Annotated in this window: 15 protein-coding genes and 1 tRNA gene; 10 read left to right on the forward strand and 6 right to left on the reverse strand. The window is 71.6% G+C overall.

Annotated elements, in window-relative coordinates:
* The first annotated feature begins 48 nt into the window (after positions 1–48).
* The 6 genes from CP977_RS14685 to CP977_RS14710 all read left to right on the forward strand — a co-directional run bounded on the left by CP977_RS14685 (position 49) and on the right by CP977_RS14710 (position 8,143).
* A complete protein-coding gene (locus CP977_RS14685) occupies positions 49–642 on the forward strand; it encodes a DUF6817 domain-containing protein (RefSeq protein ID WP_062754669.1) in 594 nt (197 codons plus the stop codon).
* A complete protein-coding gene (locus CP977_RS14690; RefSeq protein WP_208420701.1) occupies positions 639–3,773 on the forward strand; it encodes a non-ribosomal peptide synthetase in 3,135 nt (1,044 codons plus the stop codon). Before CP977_RS14685 ends, CP977_RS14690 begins: the two co-directional genes overlap by 4 nt.
* A complete protein-coding gene (locus CP977_RS14695) occupies positions 3,767–4,786 on the forward strand; it encodes a TauD/TfdA family dioxygenase (protein ID WP_229991642.1) in 1,020 nt (339 codons plus the stop codon). Before CP977_RS14690 ends, CP977_RS14695 begins: the two co-directional genes overlap by 7 nt.
* On the forward strand, positions 4,783–6,066 hold the full coding sequence (locus tag CP977_RS14700) for a phenylacetate--CoA ligase family protein (RefSeq protein ID WP_152370240.1): 1,284 nt from the start codon (positions 4,783–4,785) through the stop codon (positions 6,064–6,066). Before CP977_RS14695 ends, CP977_RS14700 begins: the two co-directional genes overlap by 4 nt.
* Positions 6,066–7,298, forward strand: a complete 1,233-nt coding sequence (locus CP977_RS14705; protein ID WP_062754663.1) for an aminotransferase class V-fold PLP-dependent enzyme — start codon at positions 6,066–6,068, stop codon at positions 7,296–7,298. Before CP977_RS14700 ends, CP977_RS14705 begins: the two co-directional genes overlap by 1 nt.
* Before the next feature lie 65 nt (positions 7,299–7,363).
* Positions 7,364–8,143 (forward strand): thioesterase II family protein, encoded by a 780-nt coding sequence (locus tag CP977_RS14710; protein WP_152370241.1) that lies wholly within the window; start codon positions 7,364–7,366, stop codon positions 8,141–8,143.
* 105 nt (positions 8,144–8,248) lie between these two features.
* On the opposite strand, the gene CP977_RS14715 is transcribed toward CP977_RS14710, so the two are convergent.
* Genes CP977_RS14715 through CP977_RS14725 form a run of 3 tightly spaced genes read right to left on the reverse strand, consistent with a single transcriptional unit; the run spans position 8,249 to position 11,321 of the window.
* The gene (locus CP977_RS14715) at positions 8,249–8,773 is read right to left on the reverse strand and encodes a hypothetical protein (RefSeq protein ID WP_152370242.1); all 525 of its coding nucleotides are present in this window, start codon (positions 8,771–8,773) and stop codon (positions 8,249–8,251) included.
* A 20-nt stretch (positions 8,774–8,793) separates the two neighbouring features.
* Positions 8,794–10,872 carry a hypothetical protein gene (locus CP977_RS14720; RefSeq protein ID WP_062754657.1) on the reverse strand — a complete coding sequence of 693 codons (2,079 nt, stop codon included), beginning with the start codon at positions 10,870–10,872 and terminating at the stop codon, positions 8,794–8,796.
* Positions 10,872–11,321: a hypothetical protein gene (locus CP977_RS14725; RefSeq protein WP_062754655.1), complete on the reverse strand. Its 450-nt coding sequence runs from the start codon at positions 11,319–11,321 to the stop codon at positions 10,872–10,874. The genes CP977_RS14720 and CP977_RS14725 overlap by 1 nt, the downstream gene beginning before the upstream one ends.
* 512 nt (positions 11,322–11,833) lie before the next feature.
* On the opposite strand from CP977_RS14725, the gene CP977_RS14730 reads away from it, so the two are divergent.
* Positions 11,834–11,906: transfer RNA gene (locus tag CP977_RS14730), tRNA-Arg, on the forward strand.
* A 283-nt stretch (positions 11,907–12,189) separates the two neighbouring features.
* Here CP977_RS14730 and CP977_RS14735 read toward each other — a convergent pair.
* The gene (locus CP977_RS14735) at positions 12,190–12,399 is read right to left on the reverse strand and encodes a hypothetical protein (RefSeq protein ID WP_152370243.1); all 210 of its coding nucleotides are present in this window, start codon (positions 12,397–12,399) and stop codon (positions 12,190–12,192) included.
* A gap of 140 nt (positions 12,400–12,539) precedes the next feature.
* Here CP977_RS14735 and CP977_RS14740 point away from each other — a divergent pair, with 140 nt between their 5' ends.
* On the forward strand, positions 12,540–13,514 hold the full coding sequence (locus CP977_RS14740) for a helix-turn-helix domain-containing protein (protein WP_152370244.1): 975 nt from the start codon (positions 12,540–12,542) through the stop codon (positions 13,512–13,514).
* 156 nt (positions 13,515–13,670) lie between these two features.
* Positions 13,671–13,901 carry a helix-turn-helix domain-containing protein gene (locus CP977_RS14745; RefSeq protein WP_152370245.1) on the forward strand — a complete coding sequence of 77 codons (231 nt, stop codon included), beginning with the start codon at positions 13,671–13,673 and terminating at the stop codon, positions 13,899–13,901.
* A gap of 84 nt (positions 13,902–13,985) precedes the next feature.
* Here CP977_RS14745 and CP977_RS34070 read toward each other — a convergent pair whose 3' ends face one another.
* Together CP977_RS34070 and CP977_RS34075 are read right to left on the reverse strand one after the other, a co-directional pair.
* Entirely contained in the window at positions 13,986–14,162 is a 177-nt protein-coding gene (locus CP977_RS34070; protein ID WP_167308923.1) for a hypothetical protein, read from the reverse strand.
* Positions 14,159–14,332 carry a hypothetical protein gene (locus CP977_RS34075; protein ID WP_167308922.1) on the reverse strand — a complete coding sequence of 58 codons (174 nt, stop codon included), beginning with the start codon at positions 14,330–14,332 and terminating at the stop codon, positions 14,159–14,161. Before CP977_RS34075 ends, CP977_RS34070 begins: the two co-directional genes overlap by 4 nt.
* Positions 14,333–14,476: 144 nt before the next feature.
* Between CP977_RS34075 and CP977_RS14750 the strand changes: the two genes are divergently transcribed.
* Entirely contained in the window at positions 14,477–14,716 is a 240-nt protein-coding gene (locus tag CP977_RS14750) for a GntR family transcriptional regulator (RefSeq protein WP_152370246.1), read from the forward strand.
* Positions 14,717–14,733 lie beyond the last annotated feature (17 nt).

Raw genomic sequence — 14,733 nt, forward strand, 5'->3', positions numbered from 1 at the left:
GCGCCCGCACCGGGCGCCGGCGGCCCCGAGACAGCCGAGGAAGAATGAATGCTTGACGCAGAGCGATACCGAGACGACCTGCTGCGGCTGGGGCTGCACAAGGTCGCGCACCAGGACGAGACGCTCCTGGACCACATGTTCCGGGCGTGCGCCATCCTCCAGGACATGAAGGCCGGCGAACACGTCTGCCTCGCGGGCCTTTTCCACGGCGTCTACGGCACCGAGGGACTCCACAACGACAACGTCGAGTCCATCCCCGAGGCGAAGCGCGCCGAGGTCCGCGGCTTCGTCGGCCCCCGCGTGGAGGAGATGATCCACCGCTTCTCCGTCATGAACTACGCGTCGCTCGGCAAGAGCTTCCGCAACATCATGCGGCCCACGGGACAGCCGGCCCTCAAGGACCGGCGGACCGGCGAGGACATCCCGATGGACCGCGAAGAGTTCCTGGACCTGCTGCGGATGAAGCTCGGCGACGTCCTGGCCCACATGCCGCAGCAGGTCGGCCACTCCCATCTCAACCTCCCGGCCGAGTACGCGGGCTTCTGGCAGATCGCCGCCGAGTACCTCGGACCGGACGCAGTCGACACATGGAACACGCACACCAAGGGGCAGTTGTGGATCGAACCGGAGCCGAGCCGATGACGCAGACCTGGGAAGGCTTCCGCCTGTCGAAGCAGCAGCAGCACCTCCTCGGCCCGGCCACGGGCGGCCGGCCCGGCCGCCGGGTCGCCGGGGTGACCCTCGCCGCCGCCCTCGACCCCGGCGTGCTCGCCGACGCGGCGAGGGACGTCGTCACCGCGCACGAGAGCCTGCGGACCGCCTACCGCAAGGTCCTCGGCGGGAACAGCGCCGTGCTCATGGTCATCGAGGACGAGCCGCGGGTCCTCGTCGCGGAGCGCTCCGGCGACGCCGCCGCGTTCGCCGCCCTCGTCCGCGAGGAGGCCCGCGCGACGGAGGCCGGCACCGGCGACGAGCGGGCGGAGGCCGTCCGCCTGACCGTCTTCACCGGCACCGACGGGCAGCGCTCGCTGATCGTGTCGGCGCCCCGGGCGAGCATGGACACGGTCTCGGCCGAGGTCTTCCTCCGGGACCTGCGGGACGCCTGCGCCACCCGGCTCGCGGGCTCGCCCTGGAGCCGCGACGACATCGTCCAGTACGCCGACTACGCCCAGTGGCAGGCCGAGGAGGGCGCCCCGAGCCCCCGGCAGCGCGAACTCGCCGCCGACCGCGAGGCCGAGCTGGCCGCCCTGCCGCCGCTGAACCTGCCGCTGGAGCTGCTCTCCGACGACACCGACCGGTCCGCCCTGGAGTGGACGGTCCCCGCGCCCCTGGCCGAGCGGCTGCGCCGCCTCGGCGAGGACTGCGCGGGCGGACTGCCCGCCGTCCTGCTGACCGGCTGGACCGCCGCCCTCTGGCACGCCGCCGGCCGCCCGGAGCGCCTGGCGGTCGAGGCCCTGCTCGCGCGCCGCCCCTTCCAGGAGGTGCAGGGCTCGATCGGCCTGTTCGAGACGTCCGTACCGGTCCTCGCGTCGGTCTCCGACACGACGACGCTCGGCGACCTGCTGCGCGCGGTCGACCTCGAACTCGACACCTTCGAGCAGGCCGACGAGAGCGCCGTGGACCCGGCCGCCCGGCACGCCTCGGGCCTCCCTGGCTTCTCGTTCCACGACGCCGCCGGCTTCGCCGCGGACCCCGCGCCGGCCTTCACCGGCCTGTGGATCGAGCCCGCCGACGACGCCCACAAGGTCGCCCTGGCGGCGCGCGCCGCGGACGGCGAGCTCCGCCTCGTCCTGCGCCACCAGACCCTCGGCATGGCCGACGGCGGCGCCGAGGCGCTGCTCGTCTGCCTGCGGGCCGCCCTGGAGGCCCTGGCCGGCGACCTCGGCGCCGCCGTGCCCGCCCTGGCCATGCTGGACGAGCGGGCCGCCCGGGAGCTGGTCGAGGCCACCAACCCGGCCCGGCCGCAGGACCGGCCGGCCGCGCACTGGCACCGGCGGGCCGAGGAGGCCGCGGAGCGCACCCCGGACGCCCCGGCCCTGCGGACGGCCGGCCGCACCTGGAGCCACCGCGAGCTAGACGAGGCCGCCAACCGGCTCGCCGGCGAACTCGCCGGACGCGGGGTGCGCCCCGGCGCGCTGGTCGGGCTCTGCCTGGAGCGCTCGGACCTGGCGGTCGTCGCGATGCTCGCGATCGCCAAGGCCGGCGGCGGCTACGTGCCGATCGACCCGGCCCTCCCGGCCGAGCGCCGCTCCGCCGTCCTCGCCGTGATCGGCCACGGCCTCGTCGTGGCGACCGCCGAGACCGCCCCGGCCCTCCCGCCGGAGTGCGACACGGTCCTCCTCGACGCGGAGCTGACGGTCTGCGCCGGCCGCGGCGCCGAGCGCCCCGACGTCACGACGTCCGACGACGACCCCGCGTACGTCATCTTCACCTCGGGCTCCACCGGTACGCCGAAGGGCGTGCTCATCGGCCACGGGCAGCTCGCCGCCTACCTCGACGGCGTCCTCGACCGGCTCGGGCTGACCGGCCCGGTCTCCTCGGTCGCGCTGGGCACCCTGGGCACCGACCTCGGCAACACGGCCCTGTTCCCGCCGCTGCTCACCGGCGGCGAACTGCTCGTCGTCGCCCCGGAGGTGTCCGCCGACGCGCAGGCGCTCGCCGAACTGCTCTCCGCGGAGAGCTACGACCTCCTCAAGATCACGCCCTCGCACCTGGAGGCCCTGTTCACCGTGGCCGAGGCGCCGGAGCGGCTGATGCCGCGCCGGGCGCTGGTCGCGGGCGGCGAGCCGTTCGGCTGGGGCTGGTTCAACCTGTTCAAGGGCTACCTCGGCGACTGCCGCCTGTACAACCACTACGGCCCGACCGAGACCACGGTCGGCGTCCTGTGCGGCCCGGCCACCGCCGACGACGACCTGGCCGCCCTGGCCTCCAGCGTCCCGCTCGGCACCCCGATGCGGCACGCGCGGGCCTACGTCCTGGACCCGCAGCGCCGGCCGCTGCCGGCCGGCGTCCCCGGCGAGCTGTGGATCGGCGGCTCCTCCGTGGCCCAGGGCTACCTGAACCCGACCGAGGAGCAGCGGGAACGATTCGTCGCGGACCCCTTCGTCCCCGACCCGGCGGCGCGGATGTACCGCACCGGCGACAAGGCGCGCCTGCTGCCCGACCGCACCGTCGAGTTCCTCGGCCGCGTCGACCGGCAGATCAAGCTCCGCGGCTTCCGCGTGGAGCTCGGCGAGATCGAGGCCGTCATGCGCACCCACCCGCGCGTGACCGGCGGCCTCGTCGTGGAGGCCGGCGAGAGCACCGGCGCCCACCTCGTCGGCTACCTGATCGACGCCGAGGGCGAGCGCGGCTCCGCGGAGTGGCTCCGCCCGTACCTGGCCGAGCGCCTCCCGGACTTCATGCTGCCCGCCCACCTCGTGGCCCTGGACGCCTTCCCGCTGACCGGCAGCGGCAAGATCGACGCCTCGATGCTGCCCGAACCGGGCTTCTACACCCAGGGCTCCGGCTCGTACACCGAGCCCCGCACCCCGACCGAGAAGGCCGTGGCCGGCATCGTGGCGCAGCTGCTGCTCCTCGGCCGGGTCGGCGCCGACGACGACTTCTTCGACATCGGCGGCCACTCGCTGCTCGCCACCCAGCTGGTCGCCCGGCTGCGCGAGGAGTTCAAGGTGGGGTTCAAGCTGCGCAACCTCTTCGAGTTCCCCGTCGTGTCGGAACTCGCCGCGTACATCGACCAGCTCCTGGAGAAGAAGGAGGCAGAGGCGTGTTGACCCGGACCGACGGCACCGCCCCGAGCGGGCGCTTCAACCGGACCCGGAGGTCCGTCGCGGTCAGCGGCGAGACCCTGGTCCGCACCGCACCACTGACCGGGGGGACGCGGGCGGTCCTCGTCACGCCGACCGTCCCCGGACTCGACGCGCGGGAGTGGCTGGCGAGCTCGGGCGGCGCCCTGGCCCGGCTGCGCGACGCGCACGGCGCCGTCCTGCTGCGCGGCTTCGCCCCGCTCGGCGCCGCCGGCCTCGCGGAGCTCGCCACGGGCCTCGACGGCGGCCTGCGCGACTACGACAACCGCTCCACGCCGCGCCGCCGCGTCGACGGCAACGTCTTCACCTCGACCGAGTACCCGGCCGACCAGACCATCCCCCAGCACAACGAGATGTCGTACACCGACGCCTGGCCGGCGACGCTCTTCCTCACCTGCGTCGTCCCCGCCGCCACCGGCGGCGAGACGCCCGTCGCGGACGGCGCCCGCGTCCTCGCCCGCCTCCCGGAGGACACCCGGGAGCGCTTCGAGCGGCACGGCGTCATGTACGTGCGGAACTTCGGCCACGGCATGGACCTCAGCTGGCAGGAGGTCTTCCAGACCGGGGACCGCGCCGAGGTCGACGCCTACTGCGCCCGGCACGGCATCGAGGCGGAGTGGCTGGGCGGCGAACGGCTGCGCACCCGCCACGTGGTGCAGGCGACCCTCACGGCGCGGGCGACCGGCGAGAGGGTCTGGTTCAACCAGGCGCACCTCTTCCACGTCAGCTCGCTCCCCGGGCACGTCGAGCGCGAGCTGCGCGCCGAGTTCGCCGAGGACGAGCTGCCCCGCAACGCCCTGTACGGCGACGGCACGCCCCTGGACCCGGCGGACCTCGCCCGGGTCCGGGAGGCCTACGCGGCCGAGGAGATCGCCCTGCCCTGGGAGGCGGGCGACGTCATGATCGTCGACAACGAGCAGTTCTCGCACGGCAGGAACCCTTATTCCGGGGACCGTTCCGTCCTGGTGGCGATGGCATGACCGACCCGACCGTCTTCGAGGCCGTGCGGGAAGAGATCGCGTACGCCTTCGACAACACCGTGTTCTTCCGCAAGCACATGGAGGCCAACGGCCTGCTGCCCGCGGACATCCGGGAACCGGCGGACCTCCTGAGGCTTCCGCCGACCTCGAAGTCCCACTACCGGCGCAACTTCCCGGCCGGCGTGCTCGCCAGGGGCTACACCCTCAACTCGCCGCACGTGATGCGCTTCCAGAGCTCCGGCACCTCCGGCGAGCGGCTGAACAGCGCCATCCTCTCGTACGACCTGGCGCGCCGGCAGGCGACCGCCCTCGGCGTCAACCGCCGCTTCGACGAGCTGTGGCGCCCCGGCAGCCGCCCGAAGATCTGCCGCTTCGCACCGCCGAACTGCTCGGACGTCGAGTGCGCGACGGGGTTCTCGACCATGGAGGACCGGATCCTCGCGGACGGCACCCTCGTGCTGACCGTGGCCCACGACCTGCTGGCCACCCCGGAGTGGCAGATCGTCAAGGCCCTCGACGAGATCGAGCTGTACGAGCCCGACCTGCTGGTCGTGGACCCCACCCACTTCGCGTTCCTGACCCGGTGGGCCCGGCGGCTCGGCCGCACCATCACCTCGCCGCGCCGCCTGCACGTGGTGTGCGGGTACACCCTCATGACCCGGGTGGCGCGGCGCCAGATCGAGGAGTTCATGGGCCCGGAGCTGCCGATCGGCGACATGATCGGCATGTCCGAGCTCGGATACCTCGGCTTCGAGTGCCACCTCGGCCACCGGCACATCAACGACCGGGACTTCCACGTGGAGTTCGTCCGGGGCGGGAGGCCGGTGGCGGACGGCGAGACGGGCGAGCTGTACGTCACCACCGTCGACGACGGCCTGGTGCCGCGCATCCGCTACGCCACCGGGGACCACTTCACCCCGCTGGGCGGCCGCTGCGACTGCGGCAGCGACCTGCCGCTGGTGCGGATCGAGGGCCGGGCCACCCACATGATCCGGCTGGCGGACGGCCGGACCGTCACCCCGGGCGCCGTGGACGCGCTGGTCGGCGACGCCCCCGGGATCGACCTCTACAAGCTGGAGCAGGACCGGACCGGTGCGTGCACCTTCCGGTACGTCCCCAACGCCGACGCGCGGCCCGACGAGACCGCCGCGCTCGCGCTGCGCCTCACCGGGGCCCTGGCCCCGAACCCGGTCCGGGTCGAGGCCGTCGAGTACATCGCCGGCGAGCGCAGCGGCAAGTTCCAGCCGTGCGTCTCCCAGATATCCGCGGAAGGTGCGTGATGAGCGTGCAGCACAGCCACCGGGACGACTTCCCGGCCCTGCGCCGGAAGATCGACGGGGAGGGCATCTCCTACCTGGACAACGCGGCCACGACCCTCAAGCCGGACTCCGTCATCCGGGCCGTCACCGAGTACTACGAGACCAACGGCGCCAACATCCACCGCGGGAAGCACCGGCTGTCCGAGGAGGCGTCCGACTCCTACGAGGCGTCCCGGGTCCTGATCGCGAACCACCTCGGGGCCTCGGCGAACGAGGTCGTCCTCACCCGCAACACCACCGAGGCCCTCAACCTCGTCGCCCAGGGCCTCGACCTGGACCCGGACGCGTACGTCGTGGGCTGCATGGACGCGCACCACTCCCAGATGCTGCCGTGGCGGCGGGCCGGCCGGCTCGCCCTGACCCGGGTGGACGCCGACGGCCGGCTCGACCGCGAGCACTTCCGGGAGCTCCTGCGCGGCCGGCCGAAGGTGGTCGCGCTCACCCACTGCTCCAACGTCACCGGCGTCGTCCACCCGGTGGCCGAGCTGATCGCCGAGATCCGTTCCGCCACCGACGCGGTCGTCGTCCTCGACGCCGCCCAGTCCCTGCCCCACCAGCGGATCAACGTGCGCGAGCTGGACGTCGACTTCCTCGCCTTCTCCATGCACAAGATGCTGGGCCCCACCGGGGTGGGCGTCCTCTTCGGCCGGAGCCGCCTCCTCGCCGGGCTGCGCCCGCTGGCGGTCGGCGGCGGCATGGTCGACTGGGTCGACCTCGACGGCAGCGTCGACCGGCGCACGCCCTACGTCTTCGAGGCGGGCACGCCGGCCATCGCCTCCGTCATCGGGTCCGGCGCGGCCGTCCGGTACCTGGAGGCCCTGGACCCCGGGGCGCTCCACCGGCACGAGCGGGACCTGGCGGCGGCGCTGGTCGGCGGGGCGCTCACCAGCCCCGGGGTCCGCCTCGTCGGCCCGGCGGAGCTGACCGACCGGATCGGGCTCGTGAGCCTCCGCCTGGACGTGGGCGTCCCGACCGGGGACGTCGCCCGCATGCTGAGCGACTCGTACGGCTACATGGTGCGCAGCGGCCACATGTGCTCGCAGCCCCTGGTCACCGGCCTGGCCGGCGGCGAGATCCTGCGCGTCTCCGCGTACCTGTACAACGAGGTCGCCGAGATCACGGGCTTCTACGAGGCGCTGAACGAACTGCTCAGCTGCATCGGCCCGGCGGCTCCCGTCGGCGCGAGGCGCTGACGGCGCCAGTACCGGCGACCGGTGCCGTACCGGATCGGTCAACCATCGAACGACGGAGGTGTCACATGTCTGGCCCGCACCCCCTGACCCTGGTGTGCTTCCCGCACGCCGGCGGCGGGATGGGGCGTTACCGGAGCTGGCGGGACGACCTGCCCGACGGCGTCGAGCTGGTCCTTCCCGACCTGCCGGGCCGGGAGGGCCGGCTCTTCGACGAGCCCTTCCCGGACGTCGCCGCCGTCAGCGCGCACGTGCTGCGGACGCTCGGCGCGGAGCTCCCGGCCGGCGGGCGCGTCGCGTTCGCCGGACTCAGCTACGGAGCGCTCGTGGCGTACGACGTGGCCGCGCGCCTCGAAGCGGCGGGGAAGCGGGTGGAGGCCGTGTTCGCGGCGAGCCAGCGGGCGCCCGCCACGCCCCTGCCGCCGATCGGCTGGCGCGCGATGGCCGACGCGGAACTCCTCACGGAGCTGGCCGAGATCGGCGGGATGAGCCCGGACCTGGAGGTCGAGGAGGAGTTCCTGGAGCTCTTCCTCCCCGCCATCCGGGCGGAGCTCCACGCGAGCGAGAGCTACCTCAGGCCCTCCTCGTACGCGCGCCTGCGGTGCCCGGTCTTCCTGTACCACGGCACCGAGGACGCGGCGATCCCGGCCGGCTCCACCCTCGCCTGGCGCGACGAGACCGACCGCCTCCGGTCGCGGAGCCTGCCGGCCGCCCACTTCCTCACCGGCCCGGACGGCGAGGACCTGTGGTGGGAGGCGCTGCGGCGGGACCTGGTCGCGTGCGCGGCCAGCCCGGGAAGCCGGCCGGCGCCCGCCCCGCCCTTCCCGGCGGGCACGGAAGCGGCCTGAGGCCCGGTCGCCGGAGGCCGCTCACCCCGAGGAGCCGGGGGCGGCCTCCACCGGCGGGTGCCCGCACCGCGCGGAGGGGGACGGCACTTCCGCGACCCGGACCCGTCAGACCGTGCAGCCGAGGGCCTTCTTCACCTCCGGCACGAAGTCGAAGGTGAACGCCTCGATGTTCTTGCGGCGTTCGGCGACCTCGTCGTCCGCCGTGCCGTCGACTGTGACGAGAACACTGAGGTACGCAGCTCCGGGTGCCGTGCACCCCGTGTTCACCATGGCCGCGGCGTCACCCAGCGCTCCCTCGCCCGGGAACGGCAGGCCGCTCATCTTCTCCCGGTTGGTGAAGCGGAACGCGTCCACCTCGTCCATCGGGTCGTAGAGCTTGTCCACCTTGCCGACACGGAGGTACACGGCCCGTTTGCCGTCCACCCGGATCTCGCAGTGGCCGCGCGTGTCCTCACCCGTCTCGACGAGGGAGCCGCCGACGACCTCGATCTCCTCCCCGTCAGGCAGGAACGGGTCGAGCGCCGTCCGGTCCACGGTGATCCCGCAGGCCTGCTCCGGGACTGCGTACTCGCGTCCCCCGCCGCACGCGGTAAGGGAGAAAGAGACGACGGCGGCGAGTGCGTACGCCACCCCGCGACGTGTTGACCCCGTCATTGGACGCCCGCCACTCCCTCGGCCTTCTTGTTGCCGTCGTTCGCGGAGCCCTCGATCTGGGCGTACACGCCGTGCTCCTTCGAGAATCCCTCGTGCGTCGGGTCCTCCGCCCATTCCTTGTTCTCCTGGTACCAGATGTCCGCGAGCTTCTGCAGTTCGAACCTGCGGTTCTCATAGGTCTTGGTGTGATCGCTGGTGGCATCGGCGTTGATCCGGTTCTGCTCGTCCTCCAGCATCTTCGAGGTGATCAGGTCCACCACGCGCTGGGCCGCGTCGCCGGCCGGGTGCCATGGTGTGACGAGGCCGCCGATCACGTGGTACCTCCCTGCCTTCTCCCACGAGGCGTCGGCGAGCTTCTCGCCCTTCTCGTCGTTCGTCGCCTGGTAGCGGGCTTCCTCCAGGAAGCCGATGGTGCGCCCCGCCCTGTCCAGGCTGTCCTCCGGATGGGTCTTCTCCGTGTAGATGTCGGCGGCTATCGCTCCGTGCATCTGCTTGTTCAGGAGGGTGTACGACTCCTGGTTTCTGGAGATCTGCTTGCTGACCTCCATCAGCTGCCCGGAGTCGAGCTCGTGCTTGACGAGAGGGCTGCTCATCGACTTGTGGACCCAGTCGCTGTGGCTTCCCATGGAGTACGCCATGTCGTCCCGCAGTTCGGCCGGGAAGTCGTTGCCCGTGCTCGCCAGGATGTCCAGCGTGCGCTTCATCGCCTCGCGCCGCTCCGGGGGGTGCTCCCCGAACTCCGACTTGGGCGCGTCCGGCCCGGTGGCGCCCGACACCGCCGCGAACATCGCCTTGCCCGTGGCGTCCAGGGATTCGTTCGGGCCGTCCTTCAGGGGGGAGTCGTCGAACGACGGGCGCTCCTTCAAGACCCACTTCGCGTTGTCCTGAGGTTCCGTCGTGTTGAAGAACTGCGTAGCTGCGTCAGGGCTGTTGGAGAGCGCTGTCATGAAGCCGGTCATCGGATCGCGGCCGAACTCGGCGTCCCCGATGAAGTTCATCTTCAGGGACGGCTCCATCAGGTAGAACCGGTCCGGGATCTTCATCTTCTGCTCGGTGGCGACGAGTTCGCTGCCGTACTTGTTGAGGAACCGGTCGTCGTAGTCGCCGGTGCGCATGAGGTTGCTCATGATCTGGAAGCCGTAGGCGTCCCCGGTGCGCGTGTGGAACCGCTCGCCGCCCAGCTTGACCATGTCGTTCTCCCACTGCCGCATGGCGGGGCTGTCGGACTGGGTGGCGCCGCCGAGGACGAACCCGAGGTTCTTCTGGAAGTCGCCGAGCTGGGCGAGCTGGGTCCGGGTCAGGTCCTTGGTGCTGTCGGGGCTCGACAGGTCGGCCCAGAACTCCAGCATCGCCTTCGGCCCCACCTGCGTGGCGAACTTCTCCTGGAACAGCGGGTCGTTCCGGTACGAGGCGAGGAGCCCGTTCAGCTTCCGGAACTCCTCGGGCGACATCTCGTCGCCCTTCTCCTTCAACAGCTTGGCCGCTTCCTCGGCCTTGCGCAGGGCGTCGATCGCGGAGTCCCGATCGCCGTACTCGGCGCCCGAGAAACCGGCCCCGGCCTGGTCGACGAGGGCGCGCAGGACGGTCGCGGCGGTCGAGTCGCTCTCGGTGGCCCGGTCCAGGATGACCTGGATGTCGTCGCGCAGGTGCTCGGCGTCCTGGGGCGAGTGGTCCGGGACCTCGTGGCCCTTGGCGGCCCGGTCCGGGTGGATGATCATCGTCACGGTGAACCCGCCGGGTATCTGCGCCACCGTGAGGTTCTTCTTGCGGCCGCGTTCCAGCGCCTGCTCGAGCTGCTGCTTGTAGCTCACCAGCTCGTCGTGGGTGTCCTTGAGGATGTCGTGGATGCTCTTCGCCTGCGTGTGGGCGTCGGCGAACTCGCCCGCCGTCTTGGTGATGAACTCGCGGGAGACCGTGGCGTTCACCCCGGCCCAGTTCGCCTTGTCGGCCTTCGCCTTCAGGTCGTCCCGGGCGTCGGTCTCCAGGGTCTTGAGCTTGTCCACCACGCCCTTCCAGGCGGTGATGGCCTGGCTCAGCTGCCCGAAGCTGCCCTGTCGCAGCGTTTCGAGGTCCATCAGCGCTGCGTCCTCTCCGTGAAGCCCTCGTCCAGCGTCGCGATGCTGCTCACGATCCCGTAGACGTAGTGCTCGTCGCCGGCGTGCGCGTTCTGCGTGAAGTCCATGCGGTTCGATATGTGCGCGCAGGCGTCCAGCAGGGTCTTGAGCTGCTTCTCCCAGCGCTCCTGCACGTGGTCGAGCGCGCCGCCCAGGGCGAAGCCCTGCGTGCTCAGGTCCCTCGCGGCCGACTGGCTGACGGACCAGGCGTCGCGGCCGTACTTGCCCAGGTTGTCGAAGAGCCGGAACGCCGAGTCGCCGACGGCGGCGAGGTCCTGCTGGTCGGCCTTCAGGTCACCGCCGGGAGGCGCGCCGCCGGGACTCTCGTCCGGCACGCGGTTCAGCTGCATCCCGGTGGACCGCTGCCCCGCGGCCTCCGACTTGAGCTGCTCCCATTCATCCCAGGCCATCAGTTTCCTTCCCCGTGCACGGCGGCTCCGCCGTGGCATCGACCCGCTCTCGTGGAACGCCGTCAACCGGTCAACCCTTGACGATCTTCGGCGGCCGGTCCATACATGCCACCACCCATCTTTTCCTACAAGCACCCCCTGTCACAGGTTTTCCCTCCGAGCCCCTGCCGCGGGCTTCGCACTGCGGCCTCCACGACGAGCGCCCCGAGGGCGAACCCGACGGCGTCTTCACCGCCCCGCCGACGCCCGCCGGACCGACCGCGGCGGGACTCCACGCCATCCCCGGCCGTCCCACCAAAACCACAGGTCACCCCAGCCCCACGAGCCGTCCTGGGGAACGCGGCCCCCCGGCCGGACGCCCATCCGCTACCCTGTTCCCTGGTCGGCCGTCGGCACGGCTCCCGCCGGGCGGCGATGCCCCCCGACGGGATCCGCTTCGCGTCCGACCGACGGGCTTGGCCTCCTCGCCGAAGATCCACCCCTGGATCTCCTCCGAGGTCCCCCAAGCCCCCGCCTTCGTAGCTCAGGGGATAGAGCACCGCTCTCCTAAAGCGGGTGTCGCAGGTTCGAATCCTGCCGGGGGCACGCTGGTAGAACCGCTCCGCCCCTGGTCAGAGGCTATATCGACTGATCAGGGGCGGGGCGTTCACAGGGACTCAGAGGGTCTTCAGGGGGGTTCGCGGGGTGCGGCGCCCCCTAAATCCCCCCTAAATGATCATGCTGTCCGCCCAGGTCAAGGGCACAAAGACGGCGAGCCCCCCGACCGCATCATGGTCGGGGGGCCCGCTCTTTTGTGCCGGACCCGTCCGGGGGGTCACCAGGTGCAGAGGCCGGCACGCCTAGGGGGACTACCGGTGCGCGTACCCGCTCAGCCCCAGCCGATGTCACCGGCCGGAGCGGCAGGCGGAACGGACGCGGTCGGCGTCGGAGAGGCCGGCGGGGCACCCCAGCCGATGTCGCCCTCCGTCGAGGTGACACGCTCCTCGTCGGCCGCAGTCGCGCCAGATACCGGGACGGCCACTGCGGCAGCGGCGAGCGCCGCAGCGGCGAGCGCCTTGATCACCTTGATTCGAGTCACAGGAAGCCCTTTCTTCGAACAAGCTTACGTATCTCTCGTTCCCTACGAGGGTGCCACGCGCCTATGCCAGGATCTAGACCTGGGGCGCTGCAACATCACGCGATGCGACGAATCGCAACGCGCTGCGAAGGGGTGGGATCGTGCAAACGCACAACGGGATAGCCGAGCAGCCGCTGTCACCGGAGGAACAGGTGGCCTACAAGGCCATCGCCGGCGGAGGGTCGGCCGACGAGGAGAGCGCTCGCCGACTGGCGGACAGGGGGCTCGTCGTCCGAGACCCGTACGACATCACTCGCTGGGTCGCGATCGACCCGCGAGCGGCCGCGCAGCGGCTCCTCGCCGAAGAGCAGGAAGCGCTCGCCCGGAGCCTGGAACGGATGCGGCAGGTGCCCGTCATCGAGGGCCTCTACGCCCATTTCGAGGCTCACCGGCTGTACGGGGGCCCAGGCTCCGAGCTGCTGCCCACCATGGCGCAGGTGAACGACCGGCTCGGGTCCGTCTCCGCGCTCGCGACGGCGGAGATTTGCAGCGTGCAGCCGACGCCGCCCGCCGAACGGAACGCGGGCGCGCGCCAGCTGGGGAGCGACCGGAGCCTGGCCCTGCTCTGGAGCGGGCGCATCGGCATGCGCCTGGTGTACGGCCTCGCAGCGCTCATGGACGAGGCAACGCGGGAGTACGCGGATGCCTTCATGGAGGCCGGGGGCCAGATCAAGGTCTCCCCGTCGCGCGAGCAACGCATGGTCATCATCGACAACGACAATCTCTTCATCGACGATCACGTGATCGCGGGTACGGAATCGCACAGCGGATGGCACGTCCGCGATCGGGCGACGGTCGCATGGGCGCGAGCCGGATTCGACCGCCTCTGGGAGAGGGCTCGGTGGTGGTCGGAGGCGCTCGCGGAAGCTGGCGACATACGGCTATCGCCGCGGCAGCTGGACATCTTGGCCCTCTTCGACGCGGGCCTCGACTCCCGCGCGGCCGCACGGGAGGTGGGAATCAGCCCGCGCACCCTGGCAGCGGAGCTCACGGAGGCAAAGGCCTCCCTGGGCGTCTCCACGACGTATCAGCTCATGGGCTGGTACGGGCGGTGGGCGGCCCGCGCGAAGGCCTGAATGAGCGAGCCCCGCCCGCGGCATCATCGCAGGCGGGGCTCGCGCTCGTGTGCCCCTGGAGGCACGTCTACGGGTACTCCCCGAACCCTTCCAAGATCAAACTTTTTACCTTGTCAGGTAAAGACAGAATGATCATGGTCGCCGGACTTTGGAGGGATGCCCTCCGAACAGCCTGCGTGGGTCCTCAGCCGCCGCCAGGCGATCGGATCCCGCATCCGCGCCGCCCGTGAACACGCGAACCTGTCCCAGGTCGAGCTCAGCAACCTCTGCGGCGTCGACCACAAGACCATCCACCGCATCGAGTACGGCACATCCGACCCGGGGCTCGGCCTCTTGCTCCAGATCGCGCACGCTGTCGGCGTCCCCCTCCCGGAGCTCGTGCAGTAGCCCCGGCCGGCGACGGGGGACGCCGGCCGGGGCGGTCTGGGCCTGCTCGGCCGTGGTCCGCCGTGACCACGGACGAGCAGGGGATCAGAGGCGCCGGAGCTGGCGCTGTACCGGGGAGACGAGCCGCTGGTCTTTCGCGGCGGTGCACTCGGCGGCGGTCTGGTGCCAGTACACGGTGGGCCGGGCGCCGGACGTGGATACGGGGGTTTCCTCGCGGGCCTCGCCGTCGATGACGTACCCGCAGGCCTGGCAGCGCTTCACGACTCGGCCCCCTTGTGGCAGGGGCAGTCACAGCGCTTCGCCGGGAAGACCTCGGTGGTGCCGACGTAGACCGCGCCGGGCTTGCACCACTTGTGCTCGTCGAACTGGCAGTCCGGCCGCAGCACCGTGGGCCCTGTACGGGGTGGGGGGGGCTGGGTAGCGTGGGTCATGACGAGACCTCCCGAGGGTTCGTCCGCACCCCCGGACCGGTCGCACGGTCGCGGGGGTCTGTTCTCTCCCCAGTGTGGTCTACCGGGGTCTACCGCACCATACTGCGGTCGCACGGTACACCGCAGCTACCTAGCGTCGACCGGATGAGTACCGACCTGGACCGGACCCGCCCTGTGTGGCGGCAGATTGTCGCGGTGATCGAGCAGCGCATCGCCGACGGCACGTACCCCGTTGATGCCCGGGTCCCCTCCGTGGTCGAGCTGTCCGCCGAGTTCGGGGTCGCGGCGTCCACTGCGCAGAAAGTCCTCGCCCACCTGAAGGCGGAGGGCCGGGTCCGTACCGAGGTCGGTCTCGGGACCTTCGTCTCGCACCCCGAGGACTGACCCCGGATACGACGAAA

The sequence above is a fragment of the Streptomyces cinereoruber genome (assembly GCF_009299385.1).
GTDB classification, from domain to species: domain Bacteria; phylum Actinomycetota; class Actinomycetes; order Streptomycetales; family Streptomycetaceae; genus Streptomyces; species Streptomyces bikiniensis.

Excerpts from the sequence above, each read along its gene's own strand:
- CP977_RS14725 (WP_062754655.1), bottom strand. The coding sequence starts at position 11,321 with ATGGCCTGGGATGAATGGGAGCAGCTCAAGTCGGAGGCCGCGGGGCAG.
- CP977_RS14700 (WP_152370240.1), top strand. The coding sequence starts at position 4,783 with ATGACCGACCCGACCGTCTTCGAGGCCGTGCGGGAAGAGATCGCGTAC.
- CP977_RS34075 (WP_167308922.1), bottom strand. The coding sequence starts at position 14,332 with ATGACCCACGCTACCCAGCCCCCCCCACCCCGTACAGGGCCCACGGTG.
- CP977_RS14710 (WP_152370241.1), top strand. The coding sequence starts at position 7,364 with ATGTCTGGCCCGCACCCCCTGACCCTGGTGTGCTTCCCGCACGCCGGC.
- CP977_RS14750 (WP_152370246.1), top strand. The coding sequence starts at position 14,477 with ATGAGTACCGACCTGGACCGGACCCGCCCTGTGTGGCGGCAGATTGTC.
- CP977_RS14705 (WP_062754663.1), top strand. The coding sequence starts at position 6,066 with ATGAGCGTGCAGCACAGCCACCGGGACGACTTCCCGGCCCTGCGCCGG.
- CP977_RS14720 (WP_062754657.1), bottom strand. The coding sequence starts at position 10,872 with ATGGACCTCGAAACGCTGCGACAGGGCAGCTTCGGGCAGCTGAGCCAG.
- CP977_RS14745 (WP_152370245.1), top strand. The coding sequence starts at position 13,671 with ATGCCCTCCGAACAGCCTGCGTGGGTCCTCAGCCGCCGCCAGGCGATC.
- CP977_RS14690 (WP_208420701.1), top strand. The coding sequence starts at position 639 with ATGACGCAGACCTGGGAAGGCTTCCGCCTGTCGAAGCAGCAGCAGCAC.
- CP977_RS14685 (WP_062754669.1), top strand. The coding sequence starts at position 49 with ATGCTTGACGCAGAGCGATACCGAGACGACCTGCTGCGGCTGGGGCTG.